The sequence below is a fragment of the Streptomyces sp. AM6-12 genome (assembly GCF_044327085.1).
Taxonomy (GTDB): domain Bacteria; phylum Actinomycetota; class Actinomycetes; order Streptomycetales; family Streptomycetaceae; genus Streptomyces.
In genome coordinates this window covers 4,275,266-4,291,304 of sequence record NZ_JBIQWN010000001.1, presented here as the reverse complement: position 1 = coordinate 4,291,304, position 16,039 = coordinate 4,275,266, and the positions used below count along the sequence as shown (strand labels likewise).

Genomic DNA, 16,039 nt, shown 5'->3' with positions numbered 1-16,039 from the left:
GGCTACGGCTTGAGGACGAGCGTGTCGCTCGTGCTGTTGTCGACCGCCTTGGAGGAGTACGCCCAGGGCAGCAGCTCGCCCTTGGCCCACTTGTCCGTCTGATCCGTGTAGTGCGCGCTGAACGCGTGCCCGGAGGCACCGGTCAGGTTGATCCACTTGGACTTGTCGAGGTCGGCGAGGTTGACGACCATCCGCATCGACGGCACCCAGACCACGTTGTAGCCGCCCGCGGCGTTCCAGCCGGTCGCGTCCACGGCCGCCTCACCGCCGTTGAGCTTCCAGGGGCCGCGGTTGAGCAGGTACTGGAGCGCCTTGGGGCCGTCGGTGCCGAGCGTCTGGTTCTTCAGGAACAGGCGGTGCAGCCGGCCCCAGCTCCAGGTGTCGATGTCCTTGCCGAGCTTGGCGGTCAGCTCCCAGCGGGCGTCGATCATGGCGCGCGCGAACAGCTGGTCCATGTTGTTCGCCGCCGGGCGGGTGCCCTGCTTGGGCGTCTTCCACCAGTCGCTGTCCGGCTTGTTCATCAGGTTGCGCACGACCTCGAACCAGCGGTCGCCGCCGTCCGGCTGCGCCTGGTCGGCGGCGCGCATGCCGCACTCGCGCACCTTGGTGTTGTCGTCGTCCACCGGGCCGGTGCTGTCGATCTTGTCGACCCACAGGCACTGGCCCTTGACGCGCAGCTCCTTGGGGAGCTTGTTGCCGAAGGCGAGCTTGAGGACGTTGCGCCAGACGGCGTTGAAGTACGCGGCGGCCGCGGAGTCGGAGTCCTGGGTGTAGTCCCAGCCCTCCAGCAGCTTCTGCGCGTCGCGCACGTTCTTGTCGGACAGGTTGATCTTCAGCAGCTTCGGCACCATGAGCTTGGCGATCTCGCTGCTGTCGTCCAGCTGCATCTGCCGCATGTCGTCGGTGGAGATCTTGCCGCCGCCCTTGATCTTGGACTCGATCAGGTCGGTGATCCGCTGGCTGCGGGTGCCGTAGCCCCAGTCGGTGGTCAGGGTGTACGGGTACTTGTCCTTGTCGACCACGGCCTGGTTGGCGGTGACGATGTAGCCGCGCTTGGGGTTGTACTCGTACGGCAGCTCGTCCTGCTGGATGTAGCCGGTCCAGCGGTACTTGGGGTCCCAGCCGGGCGCCGGGATGGAGCCGTCGTCCGCGGCGGCGCGCGTCGGGATCTTGCCCGGCAGGGTGTAGCCGATGTTGTCGCGGGTGTCGGCGTAGACCAGGTTCTGCGAGGGCACGTCGAACTTGGCGGCGGCGGCGCGGAAGTCCTTCCAGTCGGCCGCCTTGTCGAGGGCGAAGACGGCGTCCATGGAGGTGCCCGGGTCGAGCGCGGTCCACTTGAGGGCGATGCCGTAGCCGTCGCCGCGGTCCGGGGCGGCGGCGTTGACCGTGGCCTTCTTGCCGACCTCGACCAGTTCGTCGTCGCGGTCGGACAGGAGCGGCATCCCGTCCTGGGTCTCGCGCACGACGATCGTCTTCGAGGCGCCGCCGGCGACCTTGATGGTCTCCTGGCGGGTCTTGAAGGGCCGCACCTTGCCGTCGTACAGGTAGCCGCCGGCGGTGACCTTCTCCAGGTAGAGGTCGCTGACGTCGACCCCGGAGTTGGTCATGCCCCAGGCGATGTCGGCGTTGTGGCCGATGATCACACCGGGCATCCCGGCAAATGTGTAACCGGTGACGTCGTACTGGCACTTGGCCGAGACGGTCCGGCAGTGCAGGCCCATCTGGTACCAGACGCCCGGCAGGGACGCCTCCAGGTGCGGGTCGTTGGCGAGCAGCGGCTTGCCGGTGATGGTGTGCTGGCCGCCGACGACCCAGGAGTTGGAGCCGATGCCCTGGCCGTTCACGCCGACGGCGGTCGGGAGGTCGTCCAGGGAGCTGTAGAGGCCGCCCAGTTGGCTCGTGAGGCCCGAACCGGAGGCGCCCGAGGTTCCGGAGCCGGTGGCGTCCGTCCCGCCCGCGGACGAGCCCGTGGCGCCGGTCGTGCCGGTCGCGCCCGTGGTTCCCGTCGTCCCGGTGGTGCCCGTGCCGCCCGTGGTCCCGGTCGTGCCGGTGCCCGTGCCCGTGCCGGTCGAGCCCGTCCCCACGGGCGTGCCCGCGGCGGCGCTCTGCTCGAAGCTCTTGGTCAGCGCGTCGTACTGACCCTCCTGCACGATCGGCTTGTTACGGCTGTACGGGTACTCCGGGTACAGGTCCTTGATCTGCTGCGGGCCGAGCCGGCTCGTCATCAGGGCGCGGTCGATCTCGTCCTGCATGTTGCCGCGCAGGTCCCAGGCCATCGCCTTCAGCCAGGAGATCGAGTCGACCGGGGTCCACTGCTCGGGCTTGTAGTCGTTGGTCAGGTTCAGGGCGGCGTACTCCAGAGAGATCTCCTTGCCGCTCTTGCCCTTCAGGTAGGCGTTGACGCCCTTGGAGTAGGCGTCCAGGTAGCGCTTGGCGGAGGCCGACAGCTTGGTGTCGTACTCCTGCTCGGCGACCCGCTCCCAGCCGAGGGTGCGCAGGAACTCGTCGTTCTTGACCTGGCTCTTGCCGAACATCTCGGACAGGCGCCCCGCCGTCATGTGCCGGCGCACGTCCATCTCGTAGAACCGGTCCTGCGCCTGGACGTAGCCCTGCGCCATGAACAGGTCCTCGTCGGAGGACGCGTAGATCTGCGGGATGCCGTTGCCGTCCCGCTTGACGTCGACCGGGCCCGACAGCCCGTGGAGCGTGATCGACCCCGTGGTCTGCGGGAGGGAGGCGCGCACGGCGCTGACCGACCAGTACCCGCCGTAGGCGATGCCCGCGATGACGGCCAGGACCAGCAGCAGCACGAGCAGTCGGGCTTTGCGCCCCTTCTTCCTGCCTGACTTGGCGGGCGCGGCACCGGTGGTGGCGGTGTCACCCGTTGTGGCGGTGGTGTTCGGGGGCATCGCTGTCCTTGCTGTCCTAACGCGAGCGGCAGGTCGGGCCATGACTTTGAATGAGCGCTGGAGCAACCATAGGCGCAGGACCCTGTGCGCCTTGACGCGGAGTCGGGAACCGGCGCGCACGAGCGTTCGATCTTTTCCCCCTAACGTCAAGAAAGCGTCAAGAATTAGGTAAGGTAACGAAGTACTGGATGCGGTGCGCCGCAGCCTCGGATCTTGTGTTCGCGCGTCCGCGCGCCCCGCGCCCGGGCCAAGGAAGGGAACCGCCGCTGACTGTTCACCACCTCAACCAGCTTCTGCTCGTCTGCTCCCTCGTCCTGCTGGTCGCCGTGGCGGCCGTGCGGATCTCCTCGCGCAGCGGGCTCCCCAGCCTGCTCGTCTACCTGGGGATCGGCGTCGTCATGGGCCAGGACGGCCTGGGCCACATCCACTTCGACAGCGCCGCCATGACACAGGTCATGGGCTACGCGGCCCTGGTCGTGATCCTCGCCGAGGGCGGTCTCGGCACCAAGTGGAAAGAGGTCCGGCCGGTCCTGTCCTCCGCCTCCGTCCTCGCCACCGCGGGCGTCGCGGTCAGCGTCGGGGTCACCGCGGCGGGCGCGCACTATCTGGTCGGGCTGGAGTGGCGGCAGGCACTCATCATCGGCGCGGTGGTGTCCTCGACGGACGCGGCGGCTGTCTTCTCCGTGCTGCGCAGGATCCCCTTGCCCGCACGTGTGACGGGCACCCTGGAGGCGGAATCGGGGTTCAACGACGCCCCGGTCGTCATCCTGGTCGTCGCCTTCTCCACGGCGGGTCCGGTCGAGCACTGGTACATATTGCTCGGCGAGATAGCCCTGGAGCTGGCGATCGGCGCGGCCGTGGGCCTCGCGGTGGGCCTCGTCGGCTCCTGGGGACTCAAGCACGTCGCGCTGCCCGCCTCCGGCCTCTACCCGATCGCCGTCCTCGCCATCGCCATCTCGGCGTACGCGGCCGGTGCCCTGGGCCACGGCAGCGGTTTCCTCGCCGTCTATCTGGCCTCCATGGTGCTCGGCAACGCCAGGCTCCCGCACTGGCCGGCCACCCGCGGCTTCGCCGAGGGGCTCGGCTGGATCGCCCAGATCGGCATGTTCGTCCTGCTCGGCCTCCTGGTCACCCCGCACGAACTGGGCGACGACATCGTGCCCGCCCTGGTCATCGGCCTGGTGCTGACCATGGTGGCCCGTCCGCTCAGCGTGGTGTGCAGCCTGACGCCGTTCCGGGTGCCCTGGCAGGAGCAGACCCTGATGTCCTGGGCGGGGCTGCGCGGCGCCGTCCCCATCATCCTGGCGACGATCCCCATGGTGAACGGCGTCGACGGCAGCCGGCGGATCTTCAACATCGTCTTCGTCCTGGTCGTCGTCTACACCCTCGTCCAGGGGCCGACGCTGCCCTGGCTGGCGCGCACGCTGCGCCTCGGTGAGAAGGGCGAGGCGGCCGACCTCGGCATCGAATCGGCGCCCCTGGAGCGGCTGCGCGGGCATCTGCTGTCCCTGACCATCCCGGAGGAGTCGCGGATGCACGGCGTCGAGATCGCCGAGCTGCGGCTGCCGTCCGGGTCCGCCGTGACGCTCGTCGTGCGCGAGGGCAAGTCGTTCGTGCCGATGCCGAGCACGGTGCTGCGGCGCGGCGACGAACTCCTGGTGGTCGCCACCGACCCGGTCCGCGACGCGGCGGAGGCGCGGCTGCGCGCGGTCGCCCACGGCGGCAAGCTGGCGAGCTGGCTGGGCACGGACGGGGCGGAGGGCGGGGGCGCGCGGCCGGGCGGCGCTCGGCCCGGGGGCTCCCGGCCGGGGCCGGGGGGCGCGAAGTCCGGGAGTGCGAAATCCGAGGGCGCGAAGTCCGGGGGTGCGCGGTCCGGCGGCGGCGCGCGGTCGGGGAGCTCGCGTTAGGGAGGCTTGGCGTCAGGAAGGGCTGGCGTCAAGGAGCTGGGCGTTGAGGGGGCTCGCGTTAAGAGCCGGTTTCACGCGGTTCACACCTGGTGCACGCGCCGCGGAATCCCAGGCGACCGGCCCGGTGGTGCTCGTTTTCACAGCCCACGCGGGGATGGCCCCTGTACGATGAAGGGGCACCCTGATCGAACCAACTCTGCCTGACGCAGAGCTGGCGCGACCGTATGGCGGCCGTGACGCCCCCCACCTTGCCGTGGGCGCCGGTATCTACCGCAGTCCGCGCAAGAGGACAGCTCTCGGCGCCCGGACCCCACAGGGGACGCGCGCTACCAGGCGGCAGAAAGGCACGGGCCGTGGGATCCACGGTCAGCGACGAATCGGCGAAGACCTCGACGGCGTCCTCCCGCCCGGGATACGGACCACTGCTGCGCACCCGCGGCGCCTGGACGTTCCTGCTCCCCGGCTTCGCGGCGCGGCAGCCGTTCGCGATGCTCACCCTGTCCATCGTGCTGCTGGTGCAGCACACCACCGGCTCCTACGGCGCCGCCGGCGCCGCCGCGGCCGTCACCGGCGTCTCCATGGCGCTGTTCGCGCCCTACAGCGGGCGGCTGGCCGACCGCTACGGCCAGCGCGCCGTGCTGCTGCCCGGCGTCCTGGTGCACACCCTGTCCGGTCTGTCCCTGACCGCGCTCGCGCTGGCGCACGCCCCGCTGTGGGTGCTGTTCCTGGCGGCCGTGCCGACCGGTGCCTCGGTGCCGCAGGTCGGTCCCATGGTGCGGGCACGCTGGGGCGTCAAGCTCCAGGGCTCGCCCCTGATGGGCACCGCGGCCGCGTTCGAGTCGGTCACGGACGAGCTGACCTTCGTCTTCGGCCCGCTGCTCGCGACCGCCCTGTGCACCGCCGTCACCCCGGCGGCCGGTCTGCTCACCGAGGCGGGGCTCACCCTCGTGGGTGGTTTGCTGTTCGCCGCGCAGAAGAGCACGCAGCCGCCGGTGACGGCCAAGGGCGGCCCCGCGCGCGTGGAGCACGGCTCCGCGCTCCGGGTCCCCGGTGTGCGGGTGCTGATCGTGACCTTCCTCGGCATCGGCTCGGTCTTCGGCGGCATGCAGGTCTCCCTGGCCGCGTTCACCGAGTCCATCGGTGAACCCGGCCTGAACGGCGTCCTGTACGGCGTTTTCGCCGCCGGTAACATGCTGTCCGGGATCGTCTGCGGCGCGATCGTCTGGAAGACGGCGCCCCAGCGGCGCCTGCTCGTCGGCTACACGGCGCTCGCGCTGGCCGCCTCCGCGCTGTGGACGGCGCACTCGGTGCTGCTGCTCGCCGCGCTCGGCCTGCTGGTCGGCATGTGCATCGCGCCCTCGCTGATCACCGGCTACACGCTGGTCGAGGCCCTGGTCCCGGCCCGTGCCCGCACCGAGGCGTTCACCTGGCTGACCGGCGCGGTCGCGCTCGGCCAGGCGGCCGCGGTCACCGTCGCGGGACAGCTGGAGGACCGGCTGTGGGACGGCTCCGGATTCCTGGTGCCGATGGGCGGCACGGTGCTCGCCCTGCTGACCCTGGTGGCGCTGCGATCCGCGCTGGTCGCGCGCCGGGAGACGCAGACGGTGGCACGTGGCGTCGGTCACCGCGAGCCGGTGACGGTGGACTGATTCCCCGGAATACGTCACTATGGATCGTCGTTAGCACTCAATGAGTGAGAGTGCCAGGAGGAAGACAGTGCCGACCTACCAGTACCAGTGCACCGAGTGCGGCGAGGGCCTCGAGGCGGTGCAGAAGTTCACCGACGATGCCCTGACCGAGTGCCCCAGCTGCAACGGGCGCCTGAAGAAGGTGTTCTCCGCGGTCGGCATTGTCTTCAAGGGCTCCGGCTTCTACCGCAACGATTCCCGCGGCTCCACGTCGAGCAGCAGCCCGGCGACGAAGTCGTCCGGCTCCTCGGCGTCCGGTTCGTCGGCGTCCGGCTCGTCCTCGGCCTCGTCCGACTCGAAGCCGTCTTCGGCGTCCACGTCGAGCTCGGCCGGCACGTCCGCCGCCTGAGGCCGTACGTCCCACCCTTTGACGCCCGCCCTGCCGTCCTGTGACGGCGGGGCCTCCGGCGTTCTCCGGCAGGGCCTCCTGCGCGGCGTCACGGCCAGCTAATGTCTTGGCCATGGCGAACGCAGAGATCGGCGTAATCGGCGGCTCGGGCTTCTACTCGTTCCTCGACGATGTGACCGAGGTGCAAGTGGACACCCCCTACGGGCCGCCCAGCGACTCCCTGTTCCTCGGCGAGATCGCCGGCCGGCGGGTCGCCTTCCTGCCCCGGCACGGCCGCGGCCACCATCTGCCGCCGCACCGCATCAACTACCGAGCCAATCTGTGGGCGCTGCGTTCCGTCGGCGTCCGGCAGGTCCTCGGCCCCTGCGCGGTGGGGGGCCTGCGCGCGGAGTACGGCCCCGGCACGCTGCTGGTGCCGGACCAGTTCGTGGACCGTACGAAGTCCCGCGCCCAGTCGTACTTCGACGGGCTGCCGCTGCCCGACGGCACCGTGCCGAACGTCGTGCACGTGTCCCTGGCCGACCCCTACTGCCCCACCGGACGGGCCGTCGCGCTGAAGGCAGCCCGCGGCCGGGACTGGGAACCGGTGGACGGCGGCACGCTGGTCGTGGTCGAGGGGCCGCGCTTCTCCACGCGCGCCGAGTCGCTGTGGCACCAGGCGCAGGGTTGGTCAGTCGTGGGCATGACCGGCCACCCCGAGGCGGCGCTCGCCCGCGAACTGGAGCTGTGCTACACCTCCCTGACCCTGGTCACCGACCTCGACGCGGGCGCCGAGACCGGCGAGGGCGTCTCCCATGAGGAGGTCCTCCAGGTGTTCGCGGCCAATGTGGAACGGCTGCGCGGGGTCCTCTTCGACGCGGTGGCCGCGCTGCCGGTCACCGCGGAGCGGGACTGCCTGTGCGGGAACGCGCTCGGCGGAATGGATCCGGGCTTCGAGCTGCCGTAGCGAGAGGGCGGGGAGGCGGGAGGCCGACGGGGCGGCGCAAGCGCTGACGGGGCGGCGGGGGCCGGCGTGTCCACGGGACGGCGGAGGCCGACGGCGCGGCGGAGGGCCGACGGGCCCACGGGGCCCCGCAGGCTGACGGAGTCGCGGGAAGCCGACAGTCCCATGGGCCCAGCGGAGGCTGGCGGAGCGGCGGGAGGCTGTGGACAAGTAGCCGTAGCCGGAGCGGAATTACGCGTTCGGGTGGGCGAGTTATCCACAACCGGGTGGTGGTCCACCGGCTCCGGCGGGATCCGGCGCGAGGCGTCATCGTGGGCAGCGCAAGCCGATGGCCCTCGTCACAGGCGGTGACCCCGATGCCTCTCCCCTTCCCCTCCCTCCCCTCCCCCTCTTCGCCCTCCGCGCCCGTCCCGCGCGCCGCGTTCCCCCCTCCCCTGCGCCTGCCCCTCCCTCTGGGCACGGACGCGCCCGCGACCTGCGAGGTGCCGCCGTTCCCCCCGGTGCGGGTGCGCGGCGGGCGGTACCGGATGCAGCGGCTCGTACGGCACCGGGGCCGGGCGGTGGCGGCCGGCCTCGCGGTGACCGCGGCCGCGCTGGTCGCGGCGGGTCCGGGGACCTCGGCGCAAGCACACCGCGCCGAGGCGGCACCGCGCCCCGCCCGGTCCGCGCGGGGACACCCGCCCGCGACTCCCCCGGGCCCTCCCCGTCCGGTGGGCCTGGTCGCGGCGCCGGTGCGGATCGCCGACGCGGCCGCGGTCCGGCTGCTGCGCCCCGGCGACCGGGTCGACGTCGTCGCCGCGCAGGATCCGTCGGCCGGGGGCGGTGTCCGGGTGCTCGCGCGCGGAGTGCGGGTGACACGGGTGCCGGAGCCGGCCGACGCCGGGGCCGAGAGTGGTGCGCTGGTCGTGCTGGCGGTGCCGCGTGCCCTCGCACCGGGACTCGTCGGCGCGAGTGCCACGGCGCGGCTGGCGGTGACGCTGTGCTGAACCGTGCCGGACTTTTTACCGGCGGCGCGCTGTCAAGTCCCTCCTTCGGGGGACGGGATTGGACACTATGGCCGCACGGTGCCGTAGGTTGCGGAGCGTTTTGTGCCACGACTTGTGCATACGAGGAGCGTCCCCGAGGTGAGCGCGAAGAAGGAACCGAGCGTCCTGCAAGGCTTCAAGGCCTTCCTGATGCGCGGCAATGTCATCGACCTGGCAGTGGCGGTCGTCATCGGCGCCGCCTTCACGAACATCGTCAACGCGCTGGTGAAGGGGATCATCAACCCGCTGGTCGGCGCGATCGGTACGCAGAACCTCGACAACTACAGCACCTGTCTGAGCCCTTCGTGCCACGGGACGCACGGCATCCAGCTGATGTGGGGTTCCGTCCTCGGCGCCGCGCTGTCCTTCCTGATCACCGCCACGGTGGTGTACTTCCTGATGGTCCTGCCGATGTCGAAGTACCTGGCCCGGCAGGCGGCCCGCAAGGCGGCGCGGGAGGGCACGAAGGAGGTCGTCGAGGTGTCCGAGCTGGAGGTGCTCAAGGAGATCCGCGACGCCCTGGTCGCCCAGCGCGGCACCGGGCACGACGACCACTAGCGCGTCAGAGGTGGTGGGGCGGCTTCTCGTCGAGGAAGCGCTTCAGGTCGGCGGCGCTGTCGCCGACCGGCCGCTCGCCCCAGCCGCGGTCGGTGTCGTCCGAGGACTGCTGGTCCAGCGGATCGTCGAAGACCAGCCCGGGCTTCGGGTCACGCGGTTCGGGTGCGGGGGCGTCGCTCATGCGTCCAGGGTACGGCCCCCGTCCTGGTGGGACCCCGGCCGTCGGTGAGCGCCCACGCAAGCCTCCCGCCCGGTTTTCTGCTGTGCTGAGAGGCATGACGCCCAGTTCCGTCCCGGCGCCCGCTGCTCCGGGCGCATCGCACCCCTCCGGCCCCGTGCGACGCCTCACCGCGCGCGGGCGCGACGAGGCCCACCGGGTCTCCTCCCCGCTGGAGCTCCTCTTCGACCTGTGTTTCGTCGTGGCGGTCTCCCAGGCGGGCGTGCAACTGGTGCACGCCGTCTCCGCGGGCCACCCCGGCACCGGGGTCCTCAACTACGCGATGGTGTTCTTCGCCATCTGGTGGGCCTGGATGAACTTCTCCTGGTTCGCCTCGGCGTACGACAACGACGACGTGCTCTACCGGGTCGTCACCCTGGTGCAGATCGCCGGCGTCTTGGTGCTGGCCGCCGGCGTCTCCCGCGCCTTCGAGCGGCACGACTTCCTGCTGGTCTGGCTCGGCTATGTGATCATGCGCGTCGCCATGGCCACCCAGTGGCTGCGAGCCGCGCGCACCGCCGAGGGCACGGAACGCAGAGCCGCGCTGCGCTACGCGGGCGGGGTGCTGCTGTGCCAGGTCGGCTGGGCCGGTCTGGTGGTGCTGCCGCAGGCGGCGCGGCCCTGGGTGTTCCTGGTGATGGCGATCGCGGAGATGTGCGTGCCGCTGTTCGCCGAGCGGGACTACGAGACCTCGTGGCATCCGCACCACATCGCCGAGCGGTACGGACTGTTCACGATCATCGTGCTCGGCGAGACGATCGCCTCGGCCACGGTCGCCGTGAAGTCGGCCGTGGACGAGCACTCCGCGCTGGGCGAGCTGCTGCCGATCGCGGCGGGCGGGCTCCTGATCGTCTTCTCCGCCTGGTGGATCTACTTCGTGGTGCCCATCCACGGCCATCTGCGCTCCAACGGACAGGCGTTCCAGTGGGGATACGGCCACTATCTGATCTTCTCCTCGGCCGCGGCGATCGGCGCCGGACTGGAGGTGGCCGTGGAGGAGGCGGTCGGCTCGGCGCCCATCTCCACGGCGGCCGCCTCGGCGGCGGTGACCCTGCCGACGGCACTGTATCTGCTGACCGTCTGGGCCCTGCACGCACGGCACTTCAAGGTCGGCATCGCCCAGCAGCTGGTGCTGCCGGTCGCCGCCCTGCTGGTGCTGTGCTGCACCTTCCTGGGCGGCTGGTCGGTGCTCGCCGCGGGCCTGGTGTGCGCGGCGGCGGTGGCGACCGGGGTGGCCCTGACGGCCCGCATGGTCCGAAGGGAGCGCACGACGAGCGCCGCGGCACCGGCCGACTGAACCTCCGGCGGATCGCTCGACTTCCGGCGGGTCGGCTGAGCCCTCCGGCACGCAGACTGAGCCCCCGGCGGGCCGGTCGAACCCTCCGACAGGCCCGGCTGAACCCCCCGGCGGGTCGGCTGAACCCTCCGGCGGCGGAAGGGGCTCCGGCAGACTGGCGGCCATGACAGTTGACGCGCTGACAGATGTCGCCGGGATCCGGGTCGGACACGCCACCCGGACCGGGGAGGGCCGGCTCACCGGGACCACCGTCGTGCTGGCACCCGAGGGCGGGGCCGTGGCCGCCGTGGACGTGCGCGGGGGCGGGCCCGGCACCAAGGAGACCGACGCGCTCGATCCCCGCAATGTGGTCCAGCGGGTCGACGCGATCGTGCTCACCGGAGGCAGCGCCTACGGGCTCGACGCGGCGTCCGGGGTGATGGCCTGGCTGGAGGAGCGGGGGCGGGGCGTGCGGGTGGGGCCCGACCCGGCGCATGTCGTGCCGGTGGTCCCCGCGGCGTGCGTCTTCGACTTGGGGCGCGGCGGTGATTTCCGGGCCCGCCCGGACGCCGCGACGGGCCGCGCCGCGGTGGAGGCGGCGGCCGCGACCGCCGAGGGCGCCCCGGTGCCGCAGGGTTGCGTGGGCGCCGGCACCGGCGCGGCGACCGGCCGGCTCAAGGGCGGCGTGGGCAGTGCGAGCACGGTCCTCGCGTCGGGGATCACGGTCGCCGCCCTGGTGGTCGCGAACGCGGCGGGATCGGTGCTGGATGAGCGGACGGGGGTGCTGTACGGAGAGTTGTACGACGGCCGGGTGGACCACCCGGACGAGCGGGTGCACGAGGCCGCGCTGCGCCGCCTGGAGGAGACCGGCGCGGGTCGTACACCGCCGCCGCTGAACACGACGCTCGCGGTCGTCGCCACCGACGCCGACCTGACCAAGGCCCAGGCGCAGAAGCTGGCCGGCACCGCGCACGACGGCATCGCCCGTGCCGTCCGCCCGGTCCATCTGCTGCACGACGGCGACACGGTGTTCGCGCTGGCCACCGGCGCCCGTCCGCTCGCCGCCCACCCGCTCGCCCTCAACGAGCTGCTCGCGGCGGGCGCGGACCTGGTGACGCGGGCGATCGTCCGGGCGGTACGCGCGGCCGAGCCGGTCGACGGACCGGGCGGAGTGTGGCCGTCGTACGGGGAGTTGTACGGGCAGCAGTAGGGGAGCCGGGTCCGCGCCGGGTGCCGATTGTCGCGGTTCTGTCACGTCATGGCGTTACCAGGACTTGGGAGGAACCTGAGGGACTGTTTGCGCACTCTTTCTCGGCGCAGCGGAACGGACCACGCACACCACACGAACCTGGAGCAGCCCGTGACAAGGCCGGACATTGCAGCGCGGCGCACACTGGTGGCCTGTGCCGCCTTGATGGTCGGCGCCCTCACCCTGACCGCCTGCGGCGGCGACGCCAACGCCTCGAACAAGGGCGGCGGCAAGGACGCACCGAAGACCTCGACGGCGAAGATAGCGATCTCGGCGAAGGACGGCGCGACGGACGCGTCCGTCAACGCGACCGGGGTCAAGGTCAGCGACGGCACGCTGACCGACGTGAAGATGACCGTGTCGGGTTCGGGGCAGTCCGTGCCGGGCGCGATATCCGCGGACGGTCACAGCTGGCAGCCGAAGCAGCGCCTTGAGCTCGGCACCAAGTACCAGATAGCCGCGCGGGCGAAGGACTCCGCGGGCCGCCCCGCGGCGGCCAACGCCATCTTCAGCACCGTCAGTTCGGCGAACAGCTTCATCGGCACCTACACCCCGGACAACGGCAGCACGGTCGGCGTGGGCATGCCGGTGTCGTTCACCTTCAACAAGTCGATCAGCGACAAGAAGGCCGTGCAGTCGCACATCACGGTCGACACCAGCAGCGGCCAGCAGGTGGTCGGGCACTGGTTCGGCGACCGCCGTCTGGACTTCCGGCCGAAGGACTACTGGAAGGCCGGCTCCAAGGTCACGATGAAGATCGACCTGGACCACGTGCAGGGCGCCCAGGGCCTGTACGGGGTGCAGAAGAAGACCGTCTCCTTCACCGTCGGCCGCTCACAGGTCTCCACGGTCGACGCCGGGGCGCAGACGATGACCGTGGTGCGTGACGGCCAGACGCTCAAGACGGTGCCGATCTCCGCGGGCAGCGCGCAGCACACCACGTACAACGGGCAGATGGTGATCTCCGAGAAGTTCACCCAGACCCGGATGAACGGCTCGACGGTCGGCTTCGGCGGGGAGTACGACATCCCGGACGTGCCGCACGCGATGCGCCTGACCTCCTCGGGCACCTTCATCCACGGCAACTACTGGTACAACCGCGGCAATCCGCCCTTCGGCCGGCAGGGCACCAGCCACGGCTGCGTGGGTCTCGCCGATGTGCAGGGCGCGCAGGGCGACACCCCGGCGAAGTGGTTCTTCGACAACTCGCTCGTCGGCGACGTGGTGATCGTGAAGAACTCCCCGGACTCCACCGTGGCCCCGGACAACGGCCTCAACGGCTGGAACATGTCCTGGAGCGCCTGGACCGCCGGAAGCGCCGCCTGAGCGACGGGTTTTGACGGGTTTCGTGGCCGCGCGGGAACATCTCGCGCGGCCCGCGCGTTTTTCCGGTGTTCGTTTTCCCCATTCCCGGACACGACGTCCGATCGAGGGGCTACGGTATGCACCCACAAGGTGACATGCAGCAACGCCGGGAGATGCCTTGAGCGTTCCGTACGAGACGGCAGCGCCCGAACCAGCCGAGTCGCCCGAGTCGCCCGAGGATCACCTCGCGCGACTCCTCGGCCGCGCCCTGAACTCCTTCGAGCTGCCCGACGAGGTGATCCGGCGGCTCGACTGCGCGCTGGTGTACGACAGTTCGCTGCACTCCGCGCACCACAGCGCCGGGCTGCACCGGGAGACGTACCGGCACACCTGGCTGCTGGACGACGGCTCGGCGGTCACGCTGTGGGAGCTGGCGCACAACGCCACTTTGGACGGCGCGCCGGAACACGAGGTGTACACGGACGAGGAGGAGCTGCGGACGGCCACCTCCCGGCTCGGCTTACCCCCGGACGCGCCCGAGCTGGAGCTGACCCCGCCGGCCTGGCTGTGGGCGGTGCCCACCCCCCGGCATGTGTTCGCCTGCGGCGACTCCGCCGACCACGCCCGGCGGCTGCTGCGCCGCGCGGAGAACGCGGACCGTCCCGACGGCCGTACGGCCGCGCTGCTCGCCACGGCGACGGCGCACGAGATCACCCAGGCCTTCGGCCGTCCGGGCCGGGCGGGGCGCTCGGGGCTGAGTTATGTGCTGTACGAGCACGCGTTCCTGCTGCCGGACGACAGCGAGGTCTCCCTGTGGGAGGTCGAGCACACGGCGACGCCGGACGGCCGCCATATGTGCGAGGTGTACCTGTCGGAGGAGGCGGCCCGCTCCGCGATGGAGCGGCGCGCGACGCGGCAGGGCTGACGGCGGGACCACCGCCGGGCGGGCGCGCCGGGCCGGGTCGGTCAGCGGTGGCCGAGCTGCCGTATCAGCCCGGCGAAGGCGTCCTGTTCGGCCGGGGTCAGCTCCACCGACTCCCGCGGCGGGCCGGTCCGCTGGGCCGGGAGGAACGGCAGGCGGGTGGCCGCGAGTTCGCGGAGCGCCTGTGCGCGGAATTGGCGCAGCAGTCGCAGCACACCGATCGCCCAGACCACGCCGGCCAGGGTGAGGAAGACCGCGGCGACCAGCTGGAGAGTCGACAGATGCTCGGGCATACCCACCAGTACACACCACGGCGGGGCGCTTCGGGTCCGGACCGTGACGTATCTCGCAGGTGCCGTGAACACCACACACCGAATCAACCGGACCGACCGGACCAATGGGACGAACGCCGATGGCGCGGTGAACGCCCGCCCCGAGTAGGTCAGGTACTGACCTAGTGCTGCGGCATCCTCGTAGGCATGACGACCGCCACCCCGGCACGGCTGCTCCAGTTGCTCTCCCTCCTCCAGACGCCCCGTGAGTGGCCCGGCGGTGAGCTGGCCGAGCGGCTCGGGGTGTCCCGCCGTACCGTGCGGCGGGACATCGACCGGCTGCGTGAGCTGGGCTATCCGGTGGAGGCGACGCGGGGCGCGGACGGCGGGTACCGCCTGGTCGCGGGCAAGGCGATGCCGCCGCTGGTGCTGGACGACGAGGAGGCCGTCGCCATCGCGGTCGGCCTGCGGGCCGGCGCGGGGCACGCGGTGGCGGGGGTGGACGAGGCGTCGGTACGGGCCCTCGCCAAGCTGGAGCAGGTCCTGCCGGCCCGGCTGCGGCACCGGGTGTACACCCTCCAGGCCGCGACCAGCCCGCTGCCCGTCGGGGACGGCGCGAGCATCCCGGCACAGACGCTGACCCTGCTGGCCGGCGCGGTGGCGGGGCGGGAGCGGCTGCGGTTCGCCTACCGGGACAAGGAGGGCGGCACCTCCCGCCGGCTGACCGAGCCGCACCGGCTGGTGTCGACGGGGCGGCGCTGGTACCTGGTCGCGTACGACCTCGACCGCGCGGACTGGCGCACGTTCCGGGTGGACCGGGTGAGCGAGCCGTTCGCCACCGGAGTCCGGTTCGAGCAGCGGGAGTTGCCGGCGGGCGGTGCGGCGGAGTATCTGCGGCAGTCGATCCGGCAGTGGCAGGAGGCGTACGCGTTCGAGGTGCGGTTCGCAGCGCCGGCGGCTGAGGTCGCCGAGCGGCTCCCGGCGGCGCTCGGGGCGCTCGCGGACGACGGCGAGGGCGGCTGCGTCCTGGCGGGCAGCACCGGCGATCCCGTGGAGTGGCTGACGGTCCGGCTGGGGCTGACGGGGTACGAGTTCGCCGTGCGGGGGCCGGATGAACTGGTGGCGTGTGCCCGGGAGTTGGGGGGACGGCTGAGCCGGGCCGGGGGCATGGAGGCCGCTCGACGGGAGGAGGCTCAGCCCCGGTGAAGGGGCTCAGCCCTGGTGAGGGGTCTCGGTTCGCGCCGTCCAGTCGAAGCCGCCCAGGGCCCTGAGGTTGCGCAGGGCGAGGGCCGCGGGGCCGTCCGGGCCGGCGGGCGGGGAGGTGGTGGCGGCCCAGGACTGCACGGCGACGCGTACGGCACTGCCGGCGACGGCGGCGGCGAAGCGCAGGTCGGGGGTGATCACGGGGACTCCGAGCGG

14 protein-coding genes are annotated in these 16,039 nt (G+C 71.8%); 11 read left to right on the top strand and 3 right to left on the bottom strand.

The window, feature by feature from the left end:
- Positions 1 to 2: 2 nt before the first annotated feature.
- Positions 3 to 2,909, bottom strand: coding sequence for a penicillin acylase family protein (locus tag ACE4Q9_RS19495; protein WP_397985503.1), 2,907 nt, complete (start codon positions 2,907 to 2,909; stop codon positions 3 to 5).
- Positions 2,910 to 3,097: 188 nt separating this feature from the next.
- Here ACE4Q9_RS19495 and ACE4Q9_RS19490 point away from each other — a divergent pair, with 188 nt between their 5' ends.
- The 6 genes from ACE4Q9_RS19490 (at position 3,098) to mscL (ending at position 9,379) form a co-directional block, all read left to right on the top strand.
- Positions 3,098 to 4,816, top strand: coding sequence for a potassium/proton antiporter (locus ACE4Q9_RS19490; protein ID WP_397985502.1), 1,719 nt, complete (start codon positions 3,098 to 3,100; stop codon positions 4,814 to 4,816).
- Positions 4,817 to 5,169: 353 nt separating this feature from the next.
- Positions 5,170 to 6,465, top strand: a complete 1,296-nt coding sequence (locus ACE4Q9_RS19485; protein WP_397985501.1) for an MFS transporter — start codon at positions 5,170 to 5,172, stop codon at positions 6,463 to 6,465.
- A gap of 67 nt (positions 6,466 to 6,532) precedes the next feature.
- Entirely contained in the window at positions 6,533 to 6,853 is a 321-nt protein-coding gene (locus tag ACE4Q9_RS19480; RefSeq protein ID WP_397985500.1) for an FmdB family zinc ribbon protein, read from the top strand.
- 112 nt (positions 6,854 to 6,965) lie between these two features.
- On the top strand, positions 6,966 to 7,799 hold the full coding sequence (locus tag ACE4Q9_RS19475) for an S-methyl-5'-thioadenosine phosphorylase (protein WP_397985499.1): 834 nt from the start codon (positions 6,966 to 6,968) through the stop codon (positions 7,797 to 7,799).
- Positions 7,800 to 8,152: 353 nt separating this feature from the next.
- Positions 8,153 to 8,782, top strand: a complete 630-nt coding sequence (locus tag ACE4Q9_RS19470) for a hypothetical protein (RefSeq protein WP_397985498.1) — start codon at positions 8,153 to 8,155, stop codon at positions 8,780 to 8,782.
- Positions 8,783 to 8,920: 138 nt separating this feature from the next.
- The gene (gene mscL / locus ACE4Q9_RS19465; RefSeq protein WP_397985497.1) at positions 8,921 to 9,379 is read left to right on the top strand and encodes a large conductance mechanosensitive channel protein MscL; all 459 of its coding nucleotides are present in this window, start codon (positions 8,921 to 8,923) and stop codon (positions 9,377 to 9,379) included.
- Between the two features lie 4 nt (positions 9,380 to 9,383).
- Here mscL and ACE4Q9_RS19460 read toward each other — a convergent pair whose 3' ends face one another.
- The gene (locus ACE4Q9_RS19460) at positions 9,384 to 9,560 is read right to left on the bottom strand and encodes a hypothetical protein (protein WP_397985496.1); all 177 of its coding nucleotides are present in this window, start codon (positions 9,558 to 9,560) and stop codon (positions 9,384 to 9,386) included.
- Between the two features lie 94 nt (positions 9,561 to 9,654).
- Here ACE4Q9_RS19460 and ACE4Q9_RS19455 point away from each other — a divergent pair, with 94 nt between their 5' ends.
- The 4 genes from ACE4Q9_RS19455 (at position 9,655) to ACE4Q9_RS19440 (ending at position 14,351) form a co-directional block, all read left to right on the top strand.
- A complete protein-coding gene (locus tag ACE4Q9_RS19455) occupies positions 9,655 to 10,893 on the top strand; it encodes a low temperature requirement protein A (RefSeq protein ID WP_397985495.1) in 1,239 nt (412 codons plus the stop codon).
- A 163-nt stretch (positions 10,894 to 11,056) separates the two neighbouring features.
- Positions 11,057 to 12,082, top strand: coding sequence for a P1 family peptidase (locus ACE4Q9_RS19450; protein WP_397985494.1), 1,026 nt, complete (start codon positions 11,057 to 11,059; stop codon positions 12,080 to 12,082).
- 150 nt (positions 12,083 to 12,232) lie between these two features.
- Positions 12,233 to 13,447, top strand: a complete 1,215-nt coding sequence (locus ACE4Q9_RS19445) for an Ig-like domain-containing protein (RefSeq protein ID WP_397985493.1) — start codon at positions 12,233 to 12,235, stop codon at positions 13,445 to 13,447.
- A 157-nt stretch (positions 13,448 to 13,604) separates the two neighbouring features.
- Positions 13,605 to 14,351, top strand: a complete 747-nt coding sequence (locus ACE4Q9_RS19440; RefSeq protein WP_397985492.1) for a DUF6227 family protein — start codon at positions 13,605 to 13,607, stop codon at positions 14,349 to 14,351.
- Positions 14,352 to 14,392: 41 nt separating this feature from the next.
- Here the strand turns inward: ACE4Q9_RS19440 and ACE4Q9_RS19435 are convergent, their stop codons facing one another.
- The gene (locus tag ACE4Q9_RS19435; RefSeq protein ID WP_397985491.1) at positions 14,393 to 14,641 is read right to left on the bottom strand and encodes a hypothetical protein; all 249 of its coding nucleotides are present in this window, start codon (positions 14,639 to 14,641) and stop codon (positions 14,393 to 14,395) included.
- 186 nt (positions 14,642 to 14,827) lie between these two features.
- On the opposite strand from ACE4Q9_RS19435, the gene ACE4Q9_RS19430 reads away from it, so the two are divergent.
- Complete coding sequence (locus ACE4Q9_RS19430; protein WP_397985490.1) at positions 14,828 to 15,826, top strand: helix-turn-helix transcriptional regulator; 999 nt, start codon at positions 14,828 to 14,830, stop codon at positions 15,824 to 15,826.
- The last annotated feature ends 213 nt before the right edge of the window (positions 15,827 to 16,039 follow it).